Origin of the sequence: Serratia sp. EWG9 (assembly GCF_019913725.1) — a bacterium.
Lineage (GTDB): Bacteria > Pseudomonadota > Gammaproteobacteria > Enterobacterales > Enterobacteriaceae > Serratia > Serratia ureilytica.
In genome coordinates this window covers 993,277-1,017,414 of the sequence record NZ_JADNRO010000001.1, presented here as the reverse complement: position 1 = coordinate 1,017,414, position 24,138 = coordinate 993,277, and the positions used below count along the sequence as shown (strand labels likewise).

The window sequence follows — 24,138 nt, the reverse complement described above, 5'->3', positions numbered from 1 at the left end:
CGCATCGTTCACTCTGGCGTCAGGAGAAGCCCATGTTAATCGACCCTTCAAGCAAATACCGACCGTTCCCGCCGGTGGCGTTGCCGGACCGCCAATGGCCTGCGCGTACGCTGCGGCAGGCGCCGCGCTGGTGTTCCAGCGATCTGCGCGACGGCAACCAGGCGCTGGCGGAGCCTATGGATAACGCGCGCAAGCGCGAGTTCTATCAACTGCTGTTGCAGTGCGGTTTCAAAGAGATCGAGGTGGCTTTCCCTTCGGCGTCGCAAACGGACTTCGACTTTGTGCGCGCCCTGATCGACGAGCGGCTGATCCCGGACGATGTCACCATTCAGGTGCTGACGCAGTCGCGCGACGATCTGATCGACCGCACCTTCGAGGCGCTGCAGGGGGCGCCGCGGGCTATCGTGCATCTGTACAACGCCACGGCGCCGATGTTTCGCGACATCGTGTTCCGCCAGGATAAGGCGGCTACCGTGGCGCTGGCGGTGAACGGCGCGCGGCGCATTCGCCGGCATTGCGAGGCGCAGCCTGATACCGTCTGGTGCTTCGAATATTCGCCGGAAACCTTCTGCTTTACCGAATTGGCGTTCGCGCTGGAGATCTGCGAAGCGGTGGCGGATGTTTGGCAACCGGGGGCACAGCGGCCGATGATCATCAACCTGCCGGCGACGGTGGAGGTGAGTACGCCCAACGTGTATGCCGATCAGATCGAATGGTTCTGTCGTCACTTCAGCCGTCGCGCTGATGTGACGATCGGCGTGCACCCGCATAACGATCGCGGCACCGGCGTGGCCTGTGCGGAGCTGGCCTTGCTGGCCGGCGCCGATCGGGTCGAAGGCTGCCTGTTCGGCAACGGAGAGCGCACCGGCAACGTCGATCTGGTCACGCTGGCGTTGAATCTTTATACCCAGGGCGTGGCGCCGGGCCTGGACTTCAGCCGCCTGAAGCAGGTGGTGGAGGTGGTGGAGCAGTGCAATCAGCTGCCGGTGCATCCTCGCCATCCTTATGCCGGCGAGTTGGTGTTTACCGCCTTTTCCGGTTCGCATCAGGATGCGATCAAGAAAGGTTTCGCCGCGCAACGGCAGCGGCAAGATGGCCGCTGGCAGGTGCCATACCTGCCGCTCGATCCCGCCGATGTCGGTTGCAGCTATGAAGCGGTGATCCGGGTCAACAGCCAGTCCGGCAAAAGCGGCGCCGCCTGGCTGTTGGAGCAGAACCATGGGCTGGCGTTGCCGCGCGGTTTGCAGATCGATTTCAGCCAGGTGGTCCAGCGCGCGACCGACGGCAGCGGCAAAGAAATGAGCGGCGCGCAGCTGTGGCGTTTATTCCGCGATACTTACGGGCTGGTGGAGCAGCCGCGTTTGCAGCTGTTGAGCTACCAAACGGAAAGCCATGGGGTAGAGGCCTACAGCTTCAACGCGCGAGTCGCCTGGCAGGGGGAGCCACTGCGCCTGCAGGGGGCCGGCAACGGTCTGCTTTCCAGCGCGGTGGATGCGCTGCGTCAGCGTTTCGGCTTGTCGCTGGCGATCGAGGATTATCACGAGCATACGTTGGGACATCAGAGCGATAGCCGAGCGGTGGCCTATATTCGCTGTACGCTGCCGCAAGGTGAGGCGACTTACGGCGTTGGCATCGACGCCGACTCCGCCAGCGCCTCGCTGCAGGCGCTGTTCAACGTCGCCGGGCGCTATCTGGCGCCAACGTCGGCGCAGTCCGGCTGAAATAGTCGCTGGGCGCTACTCCCAGCAGCCGGCGGAACATGGCGCTGAACGCGCTGGGGCTGTCATAGCCGAGATCCAGCGCCACTTCCAACACCGAGCGTCCGGTCGCCAGCGCGTTCAGCGCCGCCAGCAAACGGGCGCGTCGCACCCAATCGCCAAAACGCAGCCCGGTTTCTCGCTGGAAGCGCCGCGACAGGGTGCGTCCGCTGACATTGAGGCGTTCGGCCGCCTGTTCCAGCGTCCAGGGCTGCGCCAGCGTGGCCTGAATATGGCGGCACAGGGCGAGCAGCGAGGCCTCGCGCGGCTCGGGCAGGTGCAGCGGCAAGCTCGGCAGCACCCGTAATTCATCCAGAATCAACTCCATGATGCGCTCGTCGCGCCCGCCGCTGGGGTAGCCGGGCGCAATCTCCATCGCGCTGATAATCAGCTCGCGCAGCAGCGGCGACACCTGCACCACCTGGCACTGAGCCGGCAGATCGGCGCGCGCCAGCGGATCGATGAATAACGTCCTGGCCGCTACCTGGCCGGTGATGCGTAGACTGTGCACCACTTTCGCCGGTACCCAGACGCCGCGGCCGGGCGGCACCACCCAACTGCCGAGCCGGGTAGTGACCTGCACCACGCCGCTCAGGGTGTGGATCAGCTGCGCGCAGTTATGGTAGTGCTCCGGCTCGCTCTCACCATGATGATAATCCCTGGCTAACGGCCGGACAGGCTGATCGGGCGGCAGAACGTCGTGAAAAAACAGCATCGCTGGCGCCCTCCGCGCGGCAAAAGGATAAGACCAAACAGCATGCCATGCGGCGTTATTTCACGCCAGCCTGTGGCTTTGCGTGTCAATACTTTATAAAATAATATTATATAATTTTGTATATTGATGGAGGGGCAATGGATATTGACGCGATGCGTAAGGCGGCGGCGCAGGCCGGCGCGATGCTGCGCACCCTGGGTAACGAAGATCGGCTGCTGCTGCTGTGCCGGCTCAGTCAGGGCGAGATGGCGGTGAGCGAACTGGCGCAGGCGCTGGATATCCGCCAGCCGACGCTGTCCCAGCAGCTTGGCGTGCTGCGGGAGGAAGGGTTGGTGTCCACCCGGCGCGCCGGCAAGCAGATTTACTATGCGGTGGCCGATGCCAAAGCGCTGGCGCTGCTCCATACCCTGTATCAGCTCTATTGCCCACAACCGGAGAACCGCGATGACCATTGACTGGCAACACTTCACGCCTTATTCCGCGCTGGCGGGCGGGGCCATTATCGGCGGCGCGGTGGCGCTGCTGCTGCTGTTCAACGGCCGGATTGCCGGCATCAGCGGCATTACCGGCGGTGTATTGAGTGCCGGTGGCCAGGAGCGGGGCTGGCGCGCCGCATTTATTGGCGGGTTGCTGCTCTCTCCCTGGCTGTATGCTGCCGCTGCGGCTTTGCCGTCCGGTGAGATCGCGGTCGGCAACGGTGGGCTGGCGGCCGCAGGGCTGTTGGTGGGATTGGGCACTCGATTGGGCAGCGGTTGCACCAGCGGGCACGGCGTGTGCGGCGTCGCACGGTTGGCGCCGCGTTCGCTGGCCGCCACGGCGGTGTTTATGCTGCTGGGCTTTATGACCGTGTGGTTGATGCGCCACCTGGCGGGAGGTTGAGAATGCTTAAAACGCTGTTGGCGCTGCTGAGCGGCGTCATTTTCGGTCTGGGGCTGATCGTCGCCGGCATGGCCAATCCAGCCAAAGTGTTGGCGTTTCTCGACGTTACCGGCGCGTGGGATCCCTCGCTGGCGTTGGTGATGGCTGGTGCGATCGCGGTGGCGGCGCCGGCCTTCCTGTGGGCGAGGCGACGAGAGCGTAGCCTGTTGGGGGAAACGCTGCAGATCCCGGCCGCCGGGCGTCTGGATCGTCGTTTGCTGGCGGGCAGCGCGCTGTTCGGCATCGGCTGGGGCATCGCGGGTATTTGCCCCGGCCCAGCCTGGGTGTTGGCCGGGGCGGAGATAAGCCGGGTATGGCCGTTCCTGCTGGCGATGCTGGCGGGCATGGCGCTGTATGACGTTATCATGAGGAGGAGGAGGACATGTCGATAGCCAAAGCGGTGTTGCGCATCGCGCGCCCGACCGACCGGTTGCAAGAGATTGCTACGCTGTATTGCCGCGGGCTGGGGTTCGAAAAGCTGGGCGAGTTTGTCGATCATCAGGGGTTCGACGGCATGATGATCGGGCATCCGCAGCATGCCTACCATCTGGAGTCACGCAGCATCGTGGGGTGCGGGTCGGGCAGGCGCCGACGCAGGATCATCTACTGGTATTTTATCTGCCGGATGAGAACGAATGGCGGGCCGCGTGTGAGCGGATGCGGGCGGCGGGATTCTTATCGGTCGCCGCCTATAATCCCTATTGGGATCGGGCGGGGCAAACCTTTGAAGATCCTGATGGCTACCGGGTGGTATTGCAGCATCAGGCCTGGCAGGCATAAAAAAACCGGCGCATCGAGCGCCGGTTTGCGAGATAAAACGGGCTATCCGTCAGGCGTTGGTCGCCGGTTTTTGCGCGCTCTTGGACTGGGTATTTTCCAGCATGCGGCGAATCGGCACGATCAGCACGATAAGCACGGCGGCGCAGATCAGCAACGCGACTGAGCAGCGGGCGAACAGATTCGGCAGCATATCCAGTTGGTCGGCCTTGACGTGACCGCCGATCAGACCGGCCGCCAGGTTGCCCAACGCACTGGCGCAGAACCACAGCCCCATCATCTGACCGCGCATTCTCTCCGGCGCCAGCAGCGTCATGGTGGCCAGCCCGATCGGGCTCAGGCACAGCTCACCCAGCGTCAGCATCAGGATACTGCCCACCAGCCACATCGGCGATACGCCGGCGCCGCCGTTGCTCAGCACATTCTGCGCGGCCAGCATCATCAGGCCAAAACCGCCGGCGGCGCACAGGATGCCGATCACGAACTTGGTGATGCTGCTCGGACGCACGTTATTGCGCGCCAGCGCAGGCCAGGCCCAGCTGAAGACCGGTGCCAGCAGGATGATGAACAGGGCGTTGATCGACTGGAACCATACCGCCGGGATCTCGAAGTCGCCGATCATGCGATTGGTGTAATCGTTGGCGAACAGGTTAAACGAGGTCGGTTTCTGTTCAAACGCTGACCAGAAGAACGCGGCGGAGATCAGCAGGATGAAGCACACCAGCAGGCGTGCGCGCTCTTTGCGGCTCAGGCCGGCAAAGGCGAACAGATAGATGAAGTACAACGTGACCGACGCGGCGATCACATACACCAGCACGCTGGCCACCTCGACCGGATTGATGACGATAGTGCCTTGGGCGATCAGCACGATGACCGCCACCAGGATGGCCGCCAACGCCAGCAACCAGGCGCCGACGCCTTTTTTCTTCGCGACCGGGCTGTTCCAGGTGGAGTCCAGGCCCACTTCGCGGTCATAGCGTTTCATCGCCGGGACGGCGAACACCCGGAAGATCACCAACGCCACCAGCATCCCGATACCGCCGATGCCGAAGCCCCAGTGCCAGCCGTGTGACTTGATCAGCCAGCCGGAGATCAGCGGGGCGATGAACGAACCGATGTTGATGCCCATGTAGAACAGCGAGAAACCGCCGTCGCGACGCGCATCGCCTTTCTTGTACAGCGTACCGACCATCACCGAGATACAGGTCTTGAACAGGCCGGAACCGAGCACGATGAACATCAGACCGATGAAGAACAGGTTGGTGCCCATCACTGCGGACAGCGCGATCGACAGGTGGCCGAGCGCGATCAGAATCGAACCGTACCAGACGGCCTTGCGTTGGCCGAGCCAGTTGTCCGCCAACCAGCCGCCCGGCAGCGCCGCCAGGTACATGCTGCCGGCGAAGATGCCGACGATCGCCGACGCGTTCTCGCGCGCCAGGCCCAGGCCGCCGTCGTACACCGTGGCGGCCATAAACAGGATCAGCAGCGGACGGATGCCGTAGAACGAGAAGCGCTCCCACATTTCGGTGAAGAACAGAGAACCCAGCGGATAGGGATGGCCGAAGAAGGTCCGGCTTTCTGACTTATTGACAGAGGATTGCATAACGATTTCCCAATAAAAGGCGCTGCAAGGCTGCAGCCCGTACTGTGGTATGTATGTGTATTTAATGAAGGCGATCCGCCCAATGCGGATTACCCGACAAAACCGCGGCTGCAACGCTGATAAACCGTGGAAAGCGTGCTGACCTTTTCTTCACTTGGCCGATGGTTCACATCTGGCGTGATATTATTTAACCATTTGATAACTGGTCGTTGGTTTTGTCTAGTACCTGTATCCCATTTTTTAGACGAAAAGTCGACAAGCATCTCCTTTTCTGGTTTTTCTGTTGGTTGTGACAGGAATATGATTGACAGCGGGTTTTATGCGCTGAAAGTTAATTATTTGTTGATAAACAAGATGTTGTATTAAGAAAGTTCTGAGTTAGGTGAAAATTCACCGGCGGCGAGAAAGCATTATTAAAAATAGGGGAAACGCGCCGTTGATCCGGCCAATGGCGAAAGCTGGCGATAAATGCAGCTATTGCTCTTCCTGCAGCGTATCTTCCCGCATATAGCCCGGCCGTCGTCGCAGACACCACCAGGAATAGCCGGCGTTGAACAGCACCACCAGCGCGGTGACGCCGAAGACCGCGCGAAAACCGTAACCGGCGGAGACTGCGGCGCCGAGCAGCGGGCCGCTGACGTTGCCGACGTCGCGGAACGACTGGTTATAGCTGAAAATACGGCCGGCCACCTGATTGGTGCAGTTATAAATCAACAGCGTCTGTACCGCTGGCAGCAACGCGCCGTCGGCCGCCCCCAGCAGAAAACGCAGCACCCCGAGTTGCCACGGTGTTTGCACGAACGCCATCGGGATCAGCAGCAGCACCGAAACGATCAGCATGAACACCAGTATGCGTTCCGGGCCGATGCGATCGCCCAGCTTGCCCAGCCGCGGGGCGCTCATCAATGCCGCGACACCGGGCACCGAGGCGATCAGCCCGCTGATAAACGCCAGATTGTGGGTGGCGCCGGCCAAATCGCGCACATACAGCGTCAGGATCGGCGCGATCGAGCCGGTGGCGATCTGGATGATCATGGTGGTGACGAACAGGCTGAGCACCAGCTTCGGGTTTTTCAGCGAAGCGAACACCTGTTTTGCGTGCAGCATGTCGCGCTTTTGCACCGGGGTGAATTGTTCTTTGACATACAGCAGCGTCAGCACGAAGCAGGCGAACAGCACCGCAGCGGTGATATAAAACACCGGGCGCAGGCCGTATAAATCGGCCAGCAGCCCCCCGATCAGCGGGCCGACCAGCGCACCGCCGACGCCGCCGGTGGACAGGGTGCCGAGCGCCCAGCCGCTGCGGTTGCGCGGCACCTGGGTGGCGATCAGCGCGTTGGCGTTGGGAATGAACCCGCCGAGCAGCCCCAGCACCGCACGCAGCGCGAGAAACTGCCAGACCGTTTGCGCCATGCCCATCAGCGCCATGACGATCGCCATACCGAGCGCCGAACGCAGCAGCATCAGTTTGCGGCCGCGTCGATCGGCCAGGGCGCCCCAGAACGGCGCGGCGATAGCGGAAAACAGGAAGGTGATGCTGAACAGCAGACCGGACCACATGTTGAGCGCCTGATGGCCGGTAACGCCCAGCGTCTCTACGTACAGCGGCAGAAACGGCATCACCAGGCTGAAGGCGGCGCCGGTGAGAAAACATCCCAGCCAGGCGACGAAAAGATTGCGTTTCCAGTTAACGGGTTCTGCTGCCGAAGCCATAAATGTCCACTGCCGAAAGGTGACGCGTTTTGCCGGTGGCGAGATGATGGGGCAAAACGTGAAAGTTAGCGTGGTAAGTATGCGCCGCAGGCGCGGCGACGGCAAACGAGGGGACGCAGATAGGGCAAAAAATGAAATAAAGTTTTAAAAATGGCGTTTAAACCTTATTCCGCGCTTGGCGCGCGGAATTTACAGCGTTTTATAGTCCGGCCAGCGCCTCGAAACCGGCAGCGGTGGTGGTGGCGCTAAAGTCGGTGACCTCGTAGTGGGCCACGGCGTTGAACGGATCTTCGGCCAGGATGGCGTCCAGCCGAGCACGCTCAATGCCTTTGGCCAGGATCACGCCGCCGGTGCGGGGATTCTTGCGGCCGGAGGCGACGAAGGTGCCGTCCTGAAAATATTTCTTAAGCCAGGCGATATGGCCTTCAAGGTGGCTGTCGACGTCGGCGATCGGGCGATGGTAGGTCAGGCTGACAATGTACATGGCGGCTCCAAGGGTGGCGGCAAAAGCATTACCATCCCACCCTCGCCGGCGATTCTCAAGGGGCGCGCAATAAAAAACCCGCCGGCGGCGGGTTTGCGTGATCAGTACAGCGAAGGCTCGCCTTCCGGGCGGGTCTTGAAGCGGCGGTGCAGCCACATGTATTGGTCCGGCGCCATCAGGATCTCTTTTTCCACCACTTTATTCATAAAGGCGGCGGCGTCGAGTTCGTTGTCCAGCGGGAAGTCTTCCACCGCCGGCTGCATGATCAGCTCATAGCCTTTGCCGTCCGGCAGGCGACGCGGGGTGAACGGAATGATCGCCGGTTTGCCCATCCGCACCAGCACGTAGCTGCCGGTGGTGGTGGCGGCTTTATCCACCGCGAACAGCGGCACGAAAACGCTGCTGCGCGGGCCGTAGTCGTGATCCGGCGCATACCAGATGATATCGCCCTGTTTCAGGGCGCGGATCATGCCTTTGACGTCTTTACGATCCAACATCGATTTGTTGGAACGCATCCGGCCCCAGGTTTGCAGCCAGTCCATCAGCTTGTTGTCGTGCGGGCGGTAAACGCCGATGCCCGGGTTGTGAATGCCGAAGATGCGCGCGCCCAGCTCCAGCGTCAAAAAGTGCAGGCCAATAAGCAACACGCCCTGATGGTTGTCGCGCGCTTTTTGAATGTGCTCCAGGCCGCTGACCTTGAACCAGCGCTCGATGCGCCAGTTCGGCCAGAACCACGCCATGCCGGTTTCAAATAACCCCATGCCGACCGATTCGAAATTCTTTACCACCAGCGCATCGCGTTCAGCCTGCGGCATGTCGGGAAAACAGAGTTCGAGGTTACGTTGGGCGATAACGACGCGCCGCTTGAGAAAGCGCATGGAAAATCGCCCGATCGAGGTGCCGAGCCAGTAGATGACGGGATAAGGCAGCAACACCAGCAGATACAGCAAGCCGATGCCTACCCAGGTCAGCCAGTAGCGCGGGTGCAGTAAGGAGCGATTGAAAGTAGGAACTTGAGTCATGGGTTCTCTGTTTTAATACGGTTGTTTAAGTGTAATGACAGAGTCATAGCATGGTCTGACGGCCGGGTGGGCTCGGTCGCAAGGTTCTTTTCTGCCGATTGTTTGCGACTATTGTGGCATTTTTCTGACGATCCGGGAAAACACAACGCATTAAAATCCCTTTTTGGGCGTTAAATATGCATCGAATGCCGAATTTTTCCACAATGTTTCCTGCCAAAAGCCCATGGCGATATCATTATCAGGAAGGTCAATACGGTGGCATCCGGGATGAGTGCGCGATGCAGGTATGCGCACGCGAGCGCCAGGGCTGCGCGGCGGCGGTTTTTCGGGTATGATGTGCGCCGCGCGCGGGCCGGCTGGCTGCGCGCGGTAATCAGTCACCTCCCGAAAGACAGGAAAGTACACCATGCCAGTGTTACATAACCGAATTTCTAATGAGGAACTGAAGGCGCGCATGCTGGCGGAAACCGAACCGCGCACCACAGTTTCTTTTTACAAATACTTCTCCATCGACGATCCCAAGGCGTTTCGCGACAGCCTGTACGTTCAGTTCGAAAAACTGAAGGTGTTCGGCCGCATCTACGTGGCGAAAGAGGGTATCAACGCGCAGATCAGCGTGCCGCAGCATAACTTCGACGCGTTCAAAGCCGCGCTGTTCGCCTCGCACCCGGCGTTGGATCAGGTCCGCCTGAATATCGCGCTGGAAGACGACGGCAAGTCCTTCTGGGTGCTGCGCCTCAAGGTGCGCGAGCGCATCGTGGCTGACGGCATCGATGACGAAAGCTTCGATCCGAGCAACGTCGGTGAGTATCTGCAGGCCGATCGCGTCAATCAGATGATCGACGATCCAAATACGGTATTCGTCGATATGCGCAACCACTATGAGTACGAAGTCGGTCATTTCGAAAACGCCATCGAGGTGCCGTCGGATACCTTCCGCGATCAGCTGCCGATGGCGGTGGAGATGCTGCAGGACAGCAAAGACAAGAATATCGTCATGTACTGCACCGGCGGCATTCGCTGTGAAAAAGCCAGCGCCTATATGCTGCACAACGGCTTTAAAAACATCTACCACGTGGAAGGCGGGATTATCGAGTACACCCGCAAAGCGAAAGAACAGGGGTTGCCGCTGAAGTTTATCGGCAAAAACTTCGTGTTCGATGAGCGTATGGGGGAGCGCATCTCCGACGATGTGATCGCCAACTGCCACCAGTGCGGCGCGCCGTGCGATACCCATACCAACTGTAAGAACGACGGCTGCCATCTGCTGTTCATTCAGTGCCCGAGCTGCGCCGCCAAGTTTGAAGGATGCTGCAGCGAGATTTGCCGCGAAGAGCTGAAGCTGCCGCGCGAAGAGCAACGCGCGCGCCGTGCCGGCCGCGAAAATGGCGTCAAGATTTTCAATAAATCGAAAGGATTGTTGCAGACCACGATGCACATTCCGGCACCGGAAGAAGAAGGCCCAGCCCGCTGAGCCTGAGGAACCGACAAGCCCGGCCGCCAAGCCGGGCTTTTTTTATTTCTCGCGCACGCCTTCTACGGAGATGATCAGCTCAACGTCTTGCGACGCCGGGCCCAGATCGGTGGTGATGCCAAAATCTTTCAGCTTGATCTTGCCGTTGGCTTCAAAGCCGGCGCGGTAGCCGCCCCACGGATCGTTGCCCTGGCCAATCAGTTTGGCATCGAGCGTAACCGGTTTGGTGACGCCGTTCAGCGTCAGGTTACCGACCACCGCGTAACCGTCGCCGCTTTTCTTCACTTCGGTGGATTCAAACTTGGCTTGCTTGTTCTTCTCCACGTTGAGGAACTCGGCGCTGCGCAGGTGCTTGTCGCGCTCGGCGTGGTTGGTGTCGACGCTGGCGGTATTGATGGTCACGTTGACCTTGTCCTTGGACGGATCTTTCTCGTCGAAGGTGAAGCCGCCGTCGAAGTCTTTAAAGCTGCCGTACAGCCAGCTGTAGCCCAGGTGCTGGATGCGGAATTCGATAAAGGCGTGTTGGCCTTGTTTATCGATCTTGTAGTCTGCCGCCAGTGCGGAACCGGCGCTCAGCAGCAGGGCGCCTGCGGTCAGGCCCAATACGGTCTTTTTCAACATAGCAATCTCCATAAATCCAAAGGTTAATCGGCGCTGCTACCCAGCATCCGTTTCAAAGTGACATCACGATCGATAAAGTGATGTTTAAGCGCGGCCAGCCCGTGCAGTACCGAGAGCACTACCACGGCCCAGGCCAGGTAAAGGTGTATGGCGCCGGCGGTGTCGGCCTGTTCCGCCATGCCGGTCACGGTGGCGGGCACGTTGAACCAGCCGAACACGCTGATCGGTTGGCCGTCTGCGGTGGAGATCAGATAGCCGCTGATCAGAATGCCGAACAACACGGCGTACAGCGCCAGATGTGCGAGGATGGCGCTGACGCGAGTGAGGCGGCCATAGCTGGCCAGCGGTTTAGGCGGCGGTGAGACAAAGCGCCAGACCACGCGGATCACCATCACGATGAACAGCAGCGTGCCGATGCTTTTGTGGATCTCCGGCGCCTGATGGTACCAGACGTCGTAATAGCCCAGCGTGACCATCCACAGGCCGAGTGCGAACATGCCGTACACCGTCAGCGCCACCAGCCAGTGGATCAACACTGACACATGGCCGAAACGATCGGCGGTATTTTTCCAGAGCATCCTGTTTCCTTCGATTACCGATTGGCTGGCTGCAATAATTAAACTTTAGGAAACATAAAATCAATAATAAATTTAACTATGTTACTACTTTGAAATATTAGTCAGTGAATTTGTTCGAGATGTTCGGAGTTAATCAGATAAATCGTTGGAGATAATATTATTTCGCTCACGAGAGGTTCACGCTAGTCATTGAAAAATGGGGCTATTATCTATTAATGTCAGCTTTTGTCATTTTACGTAAACCCCTCGTGAGTTGCCCGGCGAGATTATTTGTTGGCAAAGGTTATGCCTATTTATTGCGGCGCAGGGCAGGGCGGAAAGATTAACTTTGTCGAACGGTTGCGCTAAATCCCCTGCGGTGCAGAGGCGGATTTTGCTACCATTAGCGCCAAGAGCCGGCGCCCTGGCGCCGGTTAACCCAGTGAAATAACAAGGAAACGTCATGGGCCGAACCCGTGTGACCGACAGCAGCCTGCGTCTGGCCGTCCTGCTGGCGATGTTGGTGATCATTTTGGCCGGGGTGAAAGCCGCCGCCGACATTGTGGTGCCGTTTTTGCTGGCGGTATTTCTCGCCATGGTGCTGAATCCGCTGGTGGCGATGCTGGAGCGTAAACGGGTGCCGCGTATCGTCGGGGTGACGCTGCTGGTGACGGCGGTGATCGTGGTCGTGATGCTGTTTATCGGCATGCTGGGGGCTTCGCTGAACGAGTTCGCCCGTTCGCTGCCGCAGTACCGCGGCATGATGATCGAGAAGCTGCGCGAGCTGCAGCATTACGCCGACCGTTTCAATATCAGCCTTTCCAGCGAAGCGATGCTGCAGTATGTCGATCCCAGCGCGGCGATGAATCTGGTCACCCGCATGCTGGGGCACCTGTCTGGCGCGATGACCAACGTCTTCCTGCTCCTGATGACCGTGGTGTTTATGCTGTTCGAAGTGCAGTTGCTGCCTTACAAGCTGCAGCAGGCGCTGGATAAACCGAACGAGGGGCTCGCCGCGATGCGGCGGGCGTTGGATGGCGTGACGCGCTATCTGGTGATTAAAACCATCATCAGCCTGGCCACGGGGGTAATCGTCTGGATCTTCCTGGCGGCGGTCGGCGTGCGTTTTGCCTTTATCTGGGGGCTGCTGGCATTTCTGCTTAACTACATTCCCAACATTGGCTCGGTATTGGCCGCCATTCCGCCGCTGATTCAGGCGCTGTTGTTCAACGGATTAGGAGATGCGCTGGTGGTGGCAGGCGGCTTTATCGCTGTCAACATGGTGATCGGCAATATCCTCGAGCCGCGCGTGATGGGGCGCGGGCTGGGGCTGTCGACGCTGGTGGTGTTCCTGTCGCTGATCTTTTGGGGCTGGCTGCTCGGCCCGGTGGGCATGTTGCTGTCGGTGCCGCTGACGATCGTGGCGCGCATCGCGCTGGAGACTACCGAGGGCGGCTATCGGCTGGCGGTTATCCTGGGGGACGGCCGCCCGCCGCGCCAGCCTCCGGCGGCGCCGGAGTGAGGTAATTTCTTGTGGCCACGTTGAGCCGTGCGTTATTAATGAATTTTGAATAAGCCACCCAACGGTGGCTTAACGCTTCTACTGCTAATGCATACTGTGAACATTGGCCATTCAGTAAATACTACAGCCACTTAGACCACCTTACATAGGCGACACAAACGACAATGGCCCAGATGAGGGTGAGATAAAAACCAGTCTTTGGAAACACTGAAACGAGAATAACCCCGCCGACAATAATGAGTACGATAGGGATTAGGTAAGCGAACGAGTTACCCAGCCATTCAATCAACCACTTCATTTTGTGAGGATCTTGTTCATCAGGAAAATGATTTCCTCTTCATTATTAGATCCTGAATTAGTTAGGTAGATGATTTTTTTCATTTCTGGCTCGATCATAAAGTACAGCAATTCTAGGTTTTCTTTGTAGAGAGCAGAGTAATAGTTAGGATCTGAAAATTGAAGTTTTCTTGCAGAAATGGCGGCTGTTTGCATTTTTCCATAGAAACTTAAAACGCTTACGGCAACTAAACTACTTTTATTGATGATGTTAATATGTGATTCTTTGAAGTCGTGGGATTCAGTAATTAGTTTTGCGATCGTATACGCAACTGACAATTTAGAAAACTTTTCTGATGCATGGTTAGCAAGTTTTTCAGTGATAGCTTGCATAATTTTATGCTGACCTGGGGCACTGATCCTACTAAGCTTAATATTAAAATAGATTTCCACCATATCCAGTACTACGTCTTTTCGCTGGTACACCTGCCGAATTGATAACAACATGCGGGTATCTTCTTGCCTCAACTGCTTACATACGTCTTTGTAGTCATCAAACAGACAGGAACCATACCAACTTGCTCGCTCGGCACCAGACCTAAAACTCTGTACAGTACTGGTAGTGTCTTTCTTGAGTTGTCCAAGGGACCTCTCAATACTTAGGGCAATGGCTCGGTCTGCCTGCATCTTTAACTTGAGATAGGACATGCGTTATCATTTCCTTTGATGTAGAATCCATTAGGCGATTATATATTGAACAGTAAATAATGCAAGGATGACCAATGAAGAGAGTAATTGCATATATAGTATTGACTCTGATCTACTTTGTCGTACTGGCTGAAGTGGTTTTCAGGCGTCTATCAGAGGATACGTACTTAAAGATGGCGAAGATCTCAAACCCACTAGGTTTAATGAGCTCATCGTTTGACTCTCTAATTGTCATGCTCATTTTATTATCGATCGTTATTTCTTGGGTAACGATGCGTCTTATCTCAAAGCGTAGAGATTGATAGCTTAATAATGTCCGGCGCCCTAATAAAAGGGTATCTCAGGACTAATGAATTAGTATTACCGGAAAAATTACCTTTTCCTCCATTGCATTTTATTTATTGGGAACCCCGTTGAATAATAGTTCATCCACCGCAATCGTCTCCGATGTCGTCGGCGTAAGGAATATTTTGCCATTCACGCCGGGCTGGGCGGCGTGGTGCAGCGCCGCTGCGTACTGACGCAAAGGATAAATCGCGGCGGGCGGGCGCAGCGCCAGCTGGCCGCGTCGCAGCAGCAGGAATAACTGATAAAACGCCGTCTGCCATTGCGCCGGCGCTGCCTGTGCGTTCCATTTGCGCAAGTGGAACAGCGAAGCGCGCAGCTTTAACTCGTCCACCACGCGCCGCCAGTCTACCTGGCGGCCGCTCAGCAGGCCCAGCGCCACAAAATCGCCGCCGGTGCGGACCGCCTGCGCCAGCTGCAATCCGTCTTCCCCACCGATGCAGTCGATGGCCGCACGGGCGCCAAAATTCGTCATTTCCACCAGCTGAGGTGCTTCGATAACGCGCCAGGCGCCGGCGGCCAGTAACGCCTGGCGATGAGCGGCGTTGCGCACCACGACCGCCAGACGAATGCCGCGCAGCGCCGTCAGCTGCGCCAGCAGCAGACTGACAGCGGAGCCGCCGCCGTTGATCAGCAGTACGTCGCCGGCGCTGAGCGGCAGCCATTGGGTCAACAGCACCCAGCAGGTGAGCGGGTTGATATAGATTTGCGCTGCGCAGGCGTCGTCGATGTCGTCCGGCACCCAGACCACCCGATCTTCAGGCAGCGTGACGAACGTTTGCCAACTGCCGTTACCCGCTACCGCCAGCGCGCGTCGGCCCGTTGAATGCCCATTCTGCGGATTGACGACAACGCCCACGCCTTCATATCCCGGCACCTGAGGAAGGGTGATGCGGTGCGCGTATTGGCCGTGGATCGGGATCAGATCGGAAGGGTTGATCGGGGCATAGCGCATCTGCAATAACCGCTGTCCGGGGCGCAGCAACGGTCTGCTCATCTGCTGCAATTCCAGCACCTGGGCGGGATCGCCGAAGCGGTTGAAGCTCAATCGGGGAAATAACGGCGGCATGGATTACATGACGAAGAAGAAATAGACATCCAACGCCAGCAGCACCAGCCACAGACAAAGGTACAGCACCAGATGCTCACGCACATTGTTGACGATAGCCGCCAGTATTCGGTTTAACATTTCAGCCGCCTGAAGAGAAGGACCCTTGATTATAGTCCTTTTCTCGGCGTCATTTATAGCGCGCCGCGCGTGAGTGGCGGGAAAGTGGCGATAAAAAAGCCTGCGTTATCGCAGGCTTGAGGTTACACGGCCAACAGCGCCAGCGGCGTTGAATTCGCCGGCGTGCTCGGCGGGTAGAAATAGCGCAGCACGTTATACAGCGAGTAAAACTCCAGCCGGTTGCGCGCGTTAATCTTTTCCGTGATGTGACGCTTGTGCACATAGACCGTATGGGAGCTGATCTGCAGTTTTTTCGCAATGCGGTAGTTAGGCATCTCTGCCATCCAATACTTCATTACCGTCAGCTCCTGCGGGCTGAACAGGGAACGCTCTTCGCCGTCATCGGCCAGCGCCAGCGGATCCTCGCGCAGTGTGCGTAAGGTGAGCGGCAGAATGCTTTTATTGAACAGAAAAGCGTTATCGGCGATGCGCATTGGCGCTTCGCTGTAAGGGTAAGGTGTATCGAGATAGATAAACAGCAAGGCGGACTGGCTGGCTTCCATAAAGGCCTGCAGTTGCGCGTCCGCTTCGTTATAGCGGCATTGGTTGCTGAGGTTCACCAGAATGTGGCTCGGCTGAAAGCTGGCCAACAGCGATGTAGCGTATTCAATGCTGTGGCAGCACTTGATCGTCGTGATCCCACTATCAGCAAAGTAGCTGGCTATACCGACCCGGGTGAAGCAGCATTCGTCCACGACAAGTAGTTTCATGGTGACGTCCTTGTTGAAAGCCGATGGAGCATATCTTCTGTAAAATAGGACTTACACTGCAAGTGTTCAATTCGGAAATTCAACTGCTGAATATAAGAAATTTCCGTTATCAGGATTTTTACTTGGTATTTAAAAGAGTTAGCAGGTTAACAAATTGTAACCGCCAAATTTCGCTGTCCAGTGCCTGAGGGGGACTTGGACAGCGAAATCCTTCGCTCAGCTAAATCGTTTCAGACCAAAGCTTGAGACGTCAACCGGCGGCGCTTTGTCCTGCGCGAACAGCGCGGCGATCTCGCCCAGAGCGCTGGCGAACTTGAAGCCGTGGCCGCTCAATCCGCTGATGACCATCAGGCGATCGCAATCCGGCAGGGTATCGATAATAAAGTCTTCGTCGGGGCTCATATCATAGCTGCAGGCTTCACCGTGTAAACATACGCCTACACCCGGCAAAAATTGCCGCAGGAAGGAGAAAACTTCCGTGCCGTCGCTGGCGTAGCTGCCGAAGGGTTTGCGCTGCTCGGGGGCATCCATCGGCTGGCCGCCGTCATGTTTGCCCACTTTCAGGCCGTCGTTATCCGCCGGAAAACCGTAATAGTGCGTGCCGTCTTGCGCTTCGACGGTAAAGGCCGGGAAACGATTGTTCACGCTGTAGCGGCCATCTGCCTGATGCCAGGAGAAGACTTTGCGCAGTGGCGCGATCGGCAGTTGCGGCAACAGCGCTTTGACCCAGGTGCCGGCGGTGATCACCGCTTTTCGCGCCGTGAAACGCCCTTCGCCGGTGATGACCTCAACGCCGCCATCGATGGGTTCTACCGCGTTGACCGGGCAGTTGAACAGCTGGCTGCAGCCGGCTTCTTTCGCCAGCTTGATCAGGCTGGTTATCGCCAGCTCGGCACGCAGGAACCCCGCGTCTGGCTCGAATACGCCGACATAACCTTCCGGTGCTCGGAATTCTGGCCAGCGCTGATTGATCTGTTCGGCGCTGAGGGTTTGCGCGTTCAGGCGGAATTTTTGCGCGCTGAGCTGCGCATTGCGAATGAATTCGGAGTGCTGTGGCCCCAGGTTGAGCACGCCGCACGACTGGAACAGTTCCTCGCCGGATTGTTGAATCAGCGCATTCCACAGCGCCTGCGCGCGCAGCACCAGCGGCACGTACTTTTCGCCTTCGCCGTATGCGTGACGGATAATGCGGGTATCGCCGTGATGGCTGCCGTTTCGGTGCGGAGGGATAGCGCTGTCGATCATCAGCACTTTCAAGCCGGCCCGCGTGGCATAATAGCCTGCCGCCGCGCCGACGGAACCGCTGCCCACCACAATCAAATCATATTCCACGTGCCAACCCTCTCTGATAGCGATTTCTTATGCCCCCATGATAAAAGGTTGGCGGACGCAATGCACTGATTGAACGGCGAAAGGCGAAGAAAAGGCGCCGGGAAAGGTCGCGGCGCCTTAGGGGGTAGGAGACGATGAATCAATGTTTTCTGCGATCAAGATCCTGGTAATCCGTAGCTTCAATCTTGGCGATGCCGGCCTCTAAGATATTGATTAATTGACGGGCGACATCTGTGGTCAGCCAAAGCGTTCGGTCTACTTGGGCTTCTTCGGGCGTTTGGTCTAGTGAAGACAGGTAATGAAGGCGTATCATCATGGCGTCGTAAACGTCGACAGTACTGATATCCCAACCGACAAGCGGGTGCGTCTGAATTACTTCATCATTTCTGTCCATAAAGACCCCTTATTGAGTAGTAACTACCGTGAGTGACTAACGAGGATCAATGCGGCTCATCATCATGAGAGCAATTACAGTATACGCATCCGCTTTCATCGGTGGAGGGGTTGTCACCTAAAATTGCAAAATAAATATTTATTTGAACAATTATTCTACAAATTCGGGTGCGAACGCGCGATGAGTAAAGCCTGTGGCGTTATTCCGCGCCGCCGGTGGGTGGGGCGGAGCCGTGCAGACATTTTTCCAGTTCTTCTGCCAAGTGCGCGAAATGTTTCTGCGTTTCGGCGTCGCGATTCTGGCTTTGCGATTCCAGCCTCAGGCTGTGGATCAGCCGTTGGTTGGCTTTGTCATCCAGGCTGAAGGCCAGGTAAGAGAAGGCCACTTCCAGTACGTTCAAGCGTCTTTTTTGATCGGCAATCAGCGCCAGCAATTCGCCAAACGTCATTGCGTCTTCGGATTTCACCTTGTCCGGGGCCATGCTTACTCCTTTGCGTTAAATACAGCGCTGAGGCGGATTTGGTTCCAGAGTAAGGGTAAGCGATGAATGGGCAGGGCGCCAGAAACAAAAAAGCCGGAGAGCGACCCCCGGCAAAAACAGCATTGCAGTGTTATTCTGCGCTGAACCACTCGTCCGCGCTTTCCCAGGTTTCCTGAAGGATTTCCTCAATCAGATCCCGGTCGGTTTTGGCGCCCCCCAGCACGGAGAGCCCGTTGGCGCCGGCATAACGGACGTGCACGACGGCGCCTGGAAACTGGCGATTGACCCGTTTGCCCAGCTCGCCGGTCAGCGCCTCAATGGCGCCCGACGGCAGCGGCCGGGTTTTATCTATAGTGACTTCAACACGCATAATTGCCCCCGAAGCGATTTACTGTTTATTTATACAGTTAACCGTAAGCGAGGGCAAGAGGGCGAAGCAAAAATATCAGCCTTTCAGCGACCAGTTCAGGGTTTCGCCGGCCAGGAATGGGATCACGGATTCATTGCCCAGGGCGATCTCTTCCGGCTGGGTGGTCGGCACGCGCTGCAGTTCGATGAAATCTTCGTTGATCGGCAGGCCATAGAAGCGTGGGCCGTTGAGCGAGCAGAAGGCCTCGAAGTGCTCCAGCGCGCCGAGCTGTTCGAAGACGGCAGCGTAAGCCGGGATCGCATTCGGCGCATTGAAGCAGCCAGCGCAGCCGCAGCTGGACTCTTTGCGATGCTTGAGGTGCGGCGCCGAGTCGGTGCCGAGGAAGAAACGGTCCGAGCCGCTGGCCACCGCCTGACGCAGCGCTTCCTGATGGACGTTGCGCTTGAGGATCGGCAGGCAGAACAGGTGTGGGCGAATGCCGCCGACCAGCATGTGGTTGCGGTTGAACATCAGGTGCTGCGGGGTGATGGTGGCGCCGAGGAAACGGTTGCCTGCCTGCACGTACTGCGCCGCTTCTTTGGTGGTGATGTGTTCGAAGACGATTTTCAGTTCCGGGAAGTGACGGCGGATAGGCTCCATCACCTGTTCGATAAAGCGCGCCTCGCGGTCGAAAATATCGACGGCAGGATCGGTCACTTCACCGTGGATCAGCAGCGGCATGCCGATTTTTTGCATTTGCTCGAACAGCGGGTAAATGCCGGTCACGTCGCTGACGCCGTGGCTGGAGTTGGTGGTGGCGTTGGCCGGATACAGCTTGGCGGCGGTAAACACCCCTTGCTCGAAACCGCTGACCAGTTCACTGGCCGCCAGAGAGTTGGTCAGGTAACAGGTCATCAGCGGAGTGAAGTTGTGACCCTGCGGCACTGCCGCCAGAATCCGATCGCGGTAGGCGCGTGCGGCGGCCACGGTCGTCACGGGCGGAACCAGGTTCGGCATCACGATCGCCCGGCCAAATACCTGGCTGGTATAGGGCACCACCGTTTTCAGCATCTCATCGTCACGCAGGTGGATATGCCAGTCGTCTGGGCGGCGGATTTTCAGAACTTGAGGTTGTGCGGTCATCTAGCTAGGCTCCGGCGGTCAAATACGTCTAATGAAAAGCGAATAATGGGTTTATTCACGCCGGGGTGTAAGGATAAGCGGAAAGTGCCGCAGATGCATCTGTTTGTTGGCGACAAGTTGAAATCAACGGCGCAGCAGGCGCATAGTGACAAGGATTTCAACGATGCCGACGCCAATAGCGTCGACTTTCATCAAGTGGAAAGGGAGAAAACAATGGAAGTACGCGTTATCGCCACCCTGCAAGCGAAAGCGGGATTTGAGGCCGCAGTCAGTGAAGCGGTGCACGACATTCTCGAGCCGAGCCGCCAGGAGCTGGGTAACCTGCAATATGATTTGCATCGCGATCTTGAAAAACCGGGCACCTTCGTGTTCTTTGAGCGTTGGGCCAGCAGCGAAGCGCTGGATAAGCATAATGAGACGGCGCATTTTCAGCAGTTCGTCAGTCGACTTGACGGCAAGTTGGAAGTTCTGGACATCAAAAAACTGAAAAAGATCGCCTGAGCTTTTTGCAGGCAAGAAAAAACCCGCCGTCGGCGGGTTTTTTTAGGTGTGCAGATTAACTTATTCGTTAACCGGCTGCGGCTTGGTGGCCGGCGCGGTGGCCTGGCTCACTGCCGAGTGACCACCGGCTGAACCTTTGCCTTCAAAGTTGAAGGAAGGGCGCTGCCAGTCGCTGTGCTTGCGTTCTTCCGGCACGTAGGCCGGCGCAGGCGCTTTGGTCATCGGCGCAGTGGCGATGTGTTTGTACAGCGCGTCCTGCACGGCTTTCACCGGTGCCGGCTGCTGAGCAACCGCAGGCTCGGCGGCCGTTGGTTCCGGCGCTTTTTCTACCGGAGCGGCTGCCGCTGCAGGTGCGGCTTCTACCACTGGCGCTTCTTCCGCCGGCGCGGCTTCTACCGGTGCAGTTTCGACCACAGGCTCGTCTTCCGCTGGCTTAGCTTCAACCACTGGCTCTGCCGCTACGGTTTCAGCTACCGGCTCAGCTTCCACTGCAGGGGCAGTCTCTTCCGCTTTCGGTTCTTCAATCGCAACCGTTGCCGGGGCGGTTTCCACCGGCGCCGGGGTTTCCTCGGCCGGGGTGACAACAACCGGCGCTACGACTGCCGCTTCTTCTATTACGGTGACGGCGGCAGTTTCAACGGCGGCTTCTGGTGCCGGTTCGTTGACGCTGGCCGCGGCCTGAGTTTCTTCCACGGCAACGCTGTGCTGTTCAACCGCTGCGGCGACAACCGGCGCCTGCTCTACGGCTTCGGTTTGCACTTCGGCTTCTTCAACCTGAGCGACCGGGTAGCTTACCCAGACTTTGCCTGATGCCATTTCCGGAGAAGCGAACGCGCCCACCAACGGCATTGGGGATTGCAGAGGGTAACGCTCGTCGCGGTAACGACGGCGACGCTGGCCGCTGACGCGCAGGTGACGTGGTGAACGACGGGAACGACGCGGCATGCCTTCGCCGTTGCCGCGGTTTTCGCCCTGGGCATCGTCTTCCGCCTGAGCGGCAACGGTTTCCGGCAGCAGCTTCACGCTGTCGTCGGCGGTTGGCTGCGCATCTTCGGCTTTCGCTACCGGCGCTTTCGGCGCCAACAGCTCTTCCGCTGCGCGCTGCAACTCTTCTTCCGCGGACAGGATGCGCACTTTCTGCGTCAGAGGGCGGCGCTGACGGCGCTGCATGTTCTGCTGCTGGCGTTCTTCCTGCTCTTCGTCGGTGCTCTCGACCGCGTCAACGCTTTCCAGCGCTTTCACTTCCTGCTGAGCCTGACGTTTCTCTTCCTGACGGCGACGCTGGCGTTCAGCACGCTGTTCACGGCGCTGCTGCTGATCTTCGCGCGGCGCTTTAGCGCTTTCTTCCGAGGCAGTTTCCTCCGCTACCGGCGCGTTCTGCTGCTGGTTGCGGCGGTTACGGCGCTGCTCATCGCGGGATTCACGCGATTCACGGCCTTCACGGTTCTCACGCGGTTCACGGTTGTCGCGTTCGCGATTGTCACGGCCTTCACCGCGCTCTTTACGTTCGCCGCGTTCCGGACGATCGCCACGGTCGCTACGCTCACCGCGCTCTTTACGGCCGGTGCCTTGACGGCGCTGACCGCGACGATCCTGACGACGGTTTTCACCGTTGCCTTCCGCCTTCGGCGTTTCGGCCGGTTTGGCTTCTTCGACGGCAGGTTGTTCTTCACCGGCGAACAGGCTCTTCAAACCACCGAACAGGCGGCCCAGGAAGCCCGGCTTGGCGGCGGCCGGCGCTGCGGCTTTAGCCTTGGCGGCTGCAGCGACAGGTTTGGCAACGGCGACGGGTTCTTCAGCCGGCGGCGGCACATCGGCGGACAGGGAGAAGGAAGCCAGGGCCGGTTGCTCCGGACGCTTGCGTTCCATCGGCGCATCTTCCAGCGGACGCTCCATGTCTTCTTCGTGCAGTTTCGGCAGCAGGTAGCTGAGGGTAGAGGTTTCCTCGCCCTTGCGTACGCGCAGCACCGAGTAGTGCGGGGTTTGCATTTCATCGTTCGGCACGATGACGGCTTTCACGCCACCCTGACGTTTTTCGATCGCGCTGACGGATTCACGCTTTTCGTTCAGCAGGTACGAAGCGACCTGAACCGGTACGATAGCGTGAACTTCTTTGGTGTTTTCCTTCAGCGCTTCTTCTTCGATCAGGCGCAGGATGGACAGTGCCAGCGATTCGTTGTCGCGGATGGTGCCGGTGCCGTTACAGCGTGGGCACACGTGGTGGCTGGATTCACCCAGCGACGGGCTGAGGCGCTGACGCGACATTTCCAGCAGGCCGAAACGAGAGATGCGGCCGATTTGGATGCGCGCGCGGTCTTGACGCACGGCGTCGCGCAAGCGGTTTTCCACTTCGCGCTGGTGGCGTACCGGCGTCATGTCGATGAAGTCGATGACGATCAGGCCGCCGAGATCGCGCAGGCGCAGCTGGCGAGCGATTTCGTCCGCCGCTTCCAGGTTGGTGTTGAACGCCGTCTCTTCGATGTCGCCGCCGCGGGTTGCGCGTGCGGAGTTGATGTCGATGGCGGTCAGCGCTTCGGTGCTGTCGATGACGATCGAGCCGCCGGACGGCAGGCGCACTTCGCGCTGGAAGGCGGATTCGATCTGCGATTCGATCTGATAGTGGCTGAACAGAGGAATTTCACCGCTGTACAGTTTGATTTTGCTGCTGAAATCCGGGCGGCCCAGCGCGGCGATGTGCTCTTTGGCCAGATCGAGAATTTTCGGGTTGTCGATCAGGATTTCGCCGATGTCCGGGCGCAGGTAATCGCGGAAGGCGCGCACGATAACGTTGCTTTCCTGGTGGATCAGGAACGGCGCAGGGCGGCCTTCGGCGGCTTTTTTAATCGCTTCCCAGTGCTTCAGGCGGAAGGAGAGATCCCACTGCAGCGCGTCGGCGGATTTGCCTACGCCCGCGGTGCGAACGATCAGGCCCATGCCGTCCGGCAGTTGCAGCGAAGAGAGCGCTTCTTTCAGCTCAGTGCGATCGTCACCCTCGATGCGGCGAGAAATACCGCCGGCGCGCGGGTTGTTCGGCATCAGCACCAGATAGCTGCCCGCCAGGCTGATGAAGGTGGTCAAGGCGGCGCCTTTGTTGCCACGTTCTTCTTTGTCTACCTGAACGATGACTTCCTGGCCTTCGCGCAGGACATCTTTGATGTTCGGGCGGCCATGGGAAGAGTAATTGCTAGGAAAGTATTCGCGGGCGATTTCTTTAAGAGGGAGGAAACCATGTCGTTCTGCGCCGTAGTCCACGAACGCTGCTTCAAGACTTGGTTCAATGCGGGTGATTTTGCCTTTGTAAATATTCGCTTTTTTCTGCTCATGACCCGGACTTTCGATATCCAAATCATACAGCCGCTGTCCATCTACGAGGGCAACACGCAACTCTTCCTGCTGAGTTGCGTTAATCAACATTCTTTTCATCTTAACTTACTCGTTATTTTTACATTATCGACAAAGCTGCGGGCAAAATAACCTCATGGCCGGAGTTAAACCGAAAGCCCCG

Annotated in this window: 24 protein-coding genes and 1 pseudogene; 8 read left to right on the top strand and 17 right to left on the bottom strand. The window is 58.1% G+C overall.

All coding sequences use genetic code 11. The features are described 5' to 3' along the window. The first annotated feature begins 32 nt into the window (after window positions 1-32). Window positions 33-1,721 (top strand): 2-isopropylmalate synthase, encoded by a 1,689-nt coding sequence (leuA, locus tag ITX55_RS04965; protein WP_197751849.1) that lies wholly within the window; start codon window positions 33-35, stop codon window positions 1,719-1,721. On the opposite strand, the gene ITX55_RS04960 is transcribed toward leuA, so the two are convergent. Next, on the bottom strand, window positions 1,672-2,472 hold the full coding sequence (locus tag ITX55_RS04960; protein WP_197755981.1) for a helix-turn-helix transcriptional regulator: 801 nt from the start codon (window positions 2,470-2,472) through the stop codon (window positions 1,672-1,674). The two genes, leuA and ITX55_RS04960, sit on opposite strands and share 50 nt — an antisense overlap. 137 nt (window positions 2,473-2,609) lie before the next feature. Here ITX55_RS04960 and ITX55_RS04955 point away from each other — a divergent pair, with 137 nt between their 5' ends. The 4 genes and pseudogenes from ITX55_RS04955 to ITX55_RS04940 all read left to right on the top strand — a co-directional run bounded on the left by ITX55_RS04955 (window position 2,610) and on the right by ITX55_RS04940 (window position 4,170). Further along, window positions 2,610-2,927 carry a helix-turn-helix transcriptional regulator gene (locus ITX55_RS04955; RefSeq protein ID WP_033638023.1) on the top strand — a complete coding sequence of 106 codons (318 nt, stop codon included), beginning with the start codon at window positions 2,610-2,612 and terminating at the stop codon, window positions 2,925-2,927. Further along, a complete protein-coding gene (locus ITX55_RS04950; protein WP_033642664.1) occupies window positions 2,917-3,351 on the top strand; it encodes a YeeE/YedE family protein in 435 nt (144 codons plus the stop codon). Before ITX55_RS04955 ends, ITX55_RS04950 begins: the two co-directional genes overlap by 11 nt. A gap of 2 nt (window positions 3,352-3,353) precedes the next feature. After that, window positions 3,354-3,782 carry a YeeE/YedE family protein gene (locus ITX55_RS04945; RefSeq protein WP_033650730.1) on the top strand — a complete coding sequence of 143 codons (429 nt, stop codon included), beginning with the start codon at window positions 3,354-3,356 and terminating at the stop codon, window positions 3,780-3,782. Continuing rightward, a pseudogene (locus ITX55_RS04940) lies at window positions 3,773-4,170 on the top strand (VOC family protein). The gene ITX55_RS04945 and the pseudogene ITX55_RS04940 overlap by 10 nt, the downstream one beginning before the upstream one ends. A 49-nt stretch (window positions 4,171-4,219) precedes the next feature. Here ITX55_RS04940 and ITX55_RS04935 read toward each other — a convergent pair. From ITX55_RS04935 to ITX55_RS04920, 4 genes are all read right to left on the bottom strand, one after another. Beyond that, the gene (locus ITX55_RS04935) at window positions 4,220-5,773 is read right to left on the bottom strand and encodes a peptide MFS transporter (protein ID WP_042784184.1); all 1,554 of its coding nucleotides are present in this window, start codon (window positions 5,771-5,773) and stop codon (window positions 4,220-4,222) included. Between the two features lie 474 nt (window positions 5,774-6,247). Continuing rightward, entirely contained in the window at window positions 6,248-7,486 is a 1,239-nt protein-coding gene (gene mdtG, locus ITX55_RS04930) for a multidrug efflux MFS transporter MdtG (RefSeq protein ID WP_042784185.1), read from the bottom strand. A gap of 199 nt (window positions 7,487-7,685) precedes the next feature. After that, window positions 7,686-7,970: a YciI family protein gene (locus ITX55_RS04925; protein ID WP_042784186.1), complete on the bottom strand. Its 285-nt coding sequence runs from the start codon at window positions 7,968-7,970 to the stop codon at window positions 7,686-7,688. Window positions 7,971-8,071: 101 nt separating this feature from the next. Beyond that, entirely contained in the window at window positions 8,072-8,992 is a 921-nt protein-coding gene (locus tag ITX55_RS04920; RefSeq protein WP_033650733.1) for a Kdo(2)-lipid IV(A) acyltransferase, read from the bottom strand. Between the two features lie 406 nt (window positions 8,993-9,398). Here ITX55_RS04920 and ITX55_RS04915 point away from each other — a divergent pair, with 406 nt between their 5' ends. After that, entirely contained in the window at window positions 9,399-10,466 is a 1,068-nt protein-coding gene (locus ITX55_RS04915) for a rhodanese-related sulfurtransferase (RefSeq protein ID WP_033638032.1), read from the top strand. Window positions 10,467-10,508: 42 nt separating this feature from the next. Here ITX55_RS04915 and ITX55_RS04910 read toward each other — a convergent pair whose 3' ends face one another. Together ITX55_RS04910 and ITX55_RS04905 are read right to left on the bottom strand one after the other, a co-directional pair. Next, entirely contained in the window at window positions 10,509-11,087 is a 579-nt protein-coding gene (locus tag ITX55_RS04910) for a YceI family protein (RefSeq protein WP_016928208.1), read from the bottom strand. Between the two features lie 23 nt (window positions 11,088-11,110). Continuing rightward, complete coding sequence (locus tag ITX55_RS04905) at window positions 11,111-11,665, bottom strand: cytochrome b (RefSeq protein ID WP_033642671.1); 555 nt, start codon at window positions 11,663-11,665, stop codon at window positions 11,111-11,113. Between the two features lie 442 nt (window positions 11,666-12,107). Here ITX55_RS04905 and ITX55_RS04900 point away from each other — a divergent pair, with 442 nt between their 5' ends. After that, window positions 12,108-13,166 carry an AI-2E family transporter gene (locus ITX55_RS04900; protein ID WP_089191506.1) on the top strand — a complete coding sequence of 353 codons (1,059 nt, stop codon included), beginning with the start codon at window positions 12,108-12,110 and terminating at the stop codon, window positions 13,164-13,166. 294 nt (window positions 13,167-13,460) lie between these two features. Here ITX55_RS04900 and ITX55_RS04895 read toward each other — a convergent pair whose 3' ends face one another. The 9 genes from ITX55_RS04895 to pyrC form a co-directional block, all read right to left on the bottom strand. Then, window positions 13,461-14,150: a hypothetical protein gene (locus ITX55_RS04895; protein WP_042784188.1), complete on the bottom strand. Its 690-nt coding sequence runs from the start codon at window positions 14,148-14,150 to the stop codon at window positions 13,461-13,463. A gap of 394 nt (window positions 14,151-14,544) precedes the next feature. Then, window positions 14,545-15,564 (bottom strand): zinc-dependent alcohol dehydrogenase family protein, encoded by a 1,020-nt coding sequence (locus ITX55_RS04890; RefSeq protein ID WP_197755980.1) that lies wholly within the window; start codon window positions 15,562-15,564, stop codon window positions 14,545-14,547. Between the two features lie 3 nt (window positions 15,565-15,567). Further along, window positions 15,568-15,684, bottom strand: a complete 117-nt coding sequence (locus tag ITX55_RS04885; RefSeq protein WP_004927822.1) for a DUF2770 family protein — start codon at window positions 15,682-15,684, stop codon at window positions 15,568-15,570. Between the two features lie 122 nt (window positions 15,685-15,806). After that, a complete protein-coding gene (locus tag ITX55_RS04880; RefSeq protein ID WP_089191509.1) occupies window positions 15,807-16,433 on the bottom strand; it encodes a LuxR C-terminal-related transcriptional regulator in 627 nt (208 codons plus the stop codon). Between the two features lie 216 nt (window positions 16,434-16,649). After that, window positions 16,650-17,765, bottom strand: a complete 1,116-nt coding sequence (gene solA, locus ITX55_RS04875; RefSeq protein ID WP_047026296.1) for an N-methyl-L-tryptophan oxidase — start codon at window positions 17,763-17,765, stop codon at window positions 16,650-16,652. Between the two features lie 139 nt (window positions 17,766-17,904). Further along, window positions 17,905-18,159, bottom strand: a complete 255-nt coding sequence (gene bssS, locus ITX55_RS04870; protein WP_004927812.1) for a biofilm formation regulator BssS — start codon at window positions 18,157-18,159, stop codon at window positions 17,905-17,907. Window positions 18,160-18,358: 199 nt separating this feature from the next. Continuing rightward, window positions 18,359-18,640: a hypothetical protein gene (locus ITX55_RS04865; RefSeq protein ID WP_046686854.1), complete on the bottom strand. Its 282-nt coding sequence runs from the start codon at window positions 18,638-18,640 to the stop codon at window positions 18,359-18,361. Window positions 18,641-18,770: 130 nt separating this feature from the next. Further along, a complete protein-coding gene (gene dinI, locus ITX55_RS04860; RefSeq protein ID WP_033650738.1) occupies window positions 18,771-19,010 on the bottom strand; it encodes a DNA damage-inducible protein I in 240 nt (79 codons plus the stop codon). A 75-nt stretch (window positions 19,011-19,085) separates the two neighbouring features. Beyond that, window positions 19,086-20,132, bottom strand: coding sequence for a dihydroorotase (gene pyrC / locus ITX55_RS04855; protein ID WP_033642678.1), 1,047 nt, complete (start codon window positions 20,130-20,132; stop codon window positions 19,086-19,088). 213 nt (window positions 20,133-20,345) lie between these two features. Between pyrC and ITX55_RS04850 the strand changes: the two genes are divergently transcribed. Then, the gene (locus ITX55_RS04850) at window positions 20,346-20,633 is read left to right on the top strand and encodes a putative quinol monooxygenase (RefSeq protein WP_108682275.1); all 288 of its coding nucleotides are present in this window, start codon (window positions 20,346-20,348) and stop codon (window positions 20,631-20,633) included. A 60-nt stretch (window positions 20,634-20,693) separates the two neighbouring features. On the opposite strand, the gene rne is transcribed toward ITX55_RS04850, so the two are convergent. After that, the gene (gene rne, locus ITX55_RS04845; RefSeq protein ID WP_197755979.1) at window positions 20,694-24,056 is read right to left on the bottom strand and encodes a ribonuclease E; all 3,363 of its coding nucleotides are present in this window, start codon (window positions 24,054-24,056) and stop codon (window positions 20,694-20,696) included. Between the last annotated feature and the right edge of the window lie 82 nt (window positions 24,057-24,138).

What these genes read in the sequence shown, in the direction of transcription:
- leuA (WP_197751849.1), top strand. Translation starts at nt 33, where the DNA reads ATGTTAATCGACCCTTCAAGCAAATACCGACCGTTCCCGCCGGTGGCG.
- ITX55_RS04960 (WP_197755981.1), bottom strand. Translation starts at nt 2,472, where the DNA reads ATGCTGTTTTTTCACGACGTTCTGCCGCCCGATCAGCCTGTCCGGCCG.
- ITX55_RS04955 (WP_033638023.1), top strand. Translation starts at nt 2,610, where the DNA reads ATGGATATTGACGCGATGCGTAAGGCGGCGGCGCAGGCCGGCGCGATG.
- ITX55_RS04950 (WP_033642664.1), top strand. Translation starts at nt 2,917, where the DNA reads ATGACCATTGACTGGCAACACTTCACGCCTTATTCCGCGCTGGCGGGC.
- ITX55_RS04945 (WP_033650730.1), top strand. Translation starts at nt 3,354, where the DNA reads ATGCTTAAAACGCTGTTGGCGCTGCTGAGCGGCGTCATTTTCGGTCTG.
- ITX55_RS04935 (WP_042784184.1), bottom strand. Translation starts at nt 5,773, where the DNA reads ATGCAATCCTCTGTCAATAAGTCAGAAAGCCGGACCTTCTTCGGCCAT.
- mdtG (WP_042784185.1), bottom strand. Translation starts at nt 7,486, where the DNA reads ATGGCTTCGGCAGCAGAACCCGTTAACTGGAAACGCAATCTTTTCGTC.
- ITX55_RS04925 (WP_042784186.1), bottom strand. Translation starts at nt 7,970, where the DNA reads ATGTACATTGTCAGCCTGACCTACCATCGCCCGATCGCCGACGTCGAC.
- ITX55_RS04920 (WP_033650733.1), bottom strand. Translation starts at nt 8,992, where the DNA reads ATGACTCAAGTTCCTACTTTCAATCGCTCCTTACTGCACCCGCGCTAC.
- ITX55_RS04915 (WP_033638032.1), top strand. Translation starts at nt 9,399, where the DNA reads ATGCCAGTGTTACATAACCGAATTTCTAATGAGGAACTGAAGGCGCGC.
- ITX55_RS04910 (WP_016928208.1), bottom strand. Translation starts at nt 11,087, where the DNA reads ATGTTGAAAAAGACCGTATTGGGCCTGACCGCAGGCGCCCTGCTGCTG.
- ITX55_RS04905 (WP_033642671.1), bottom strand. Translation starts at nt 11,665, where the DNA reads ATGCTCTGGAAAAATACCGCCGATCGTTTCGGCCATGTGTCAGTGTTG.
- ITX55_RS04900 (WP_089191506.1), top strand. Translation starts at nt 12,108, where the DNA reads ATGGGCCGAACCCGTGTGACCGACAGCAGCCTGCGTCTGGCCGTCCTG.
- ITX55_RS04895 (WP_042784188.1), bottom strand. Translation starts at nt 14,150, where the DNA reads ATGTCCTATCTCAAGTTAAAGATGCAGGCAGACCGAGCCATTGCCCTA.
- ITX55_RS04890 (WP_197755980.1), bottom strand. Translation starts at nt 15,564, where the DNA reads ATGCCGCCGTTATTTCCCCGATTGAGCTTCAACCGCTTCGGCGATCCC.
- ITX55_RS04885 (WP_004927822.1), bottom strand. Translation starts at nt 15,684, where the DNA reads ATGTTAAACCGAATACTGGCGGCTATCGTCAACAATGTGCGTGAGCAT.
- ITX55_RS04880 (WP_089191509.1), bottom strand. Translation starts at nt 16,433, where the DNA reads ATGAAACTACTTGTCGTGGACGAATGCTGCTTCACCCGGGTCGGTATA.
- bssS (WP_004927812.1), bottom strand. Translation starts at nt 18,159, where the DNA reads ATGGACAGAAATGATGAAGTAATTCAGACGCACCCGCTTGTCGGTTGG.
- ITX55_RS04865 (WP_046686854.1), bottom strand. Translation starts at nt 18,640, where the DNA reads ATGGCCCCGGACAAGGTGAAATCCGAAGACGCAATGACGTTTGGCGAA.
- dinI (WP_033650738.1), bottom strand. Translation starts at nt 19,010, where the DNA reads ATGCGTGTTGAAGTCACTATAGATAAAACCCGGCCGCTGCCGTCGGGC.
- pyrC (WP_033642678.1), bottom strand. Translation starts at nt 20,132, where the DNA reads ATGACCGCACAACCTCAAGTTCTGAAAATCCGCCGCCCAGACGACTGG.
- ITX55_RS04850 (WP_108682275.1), top strand. Translation starts at nt 20,346, where the DNA reads ATGGAAGTACGCGTTATCGCCACCCTGCAAGCGAAAGCGGGATTTGAG.
- rne (WP_197755979.1), bottom strand. Translation starts at nt 24,056, where the DNA reads ATGAAAAGAATGTTGATTAACGCAACTCAGCAGGAAGAGTTGCGTGTT.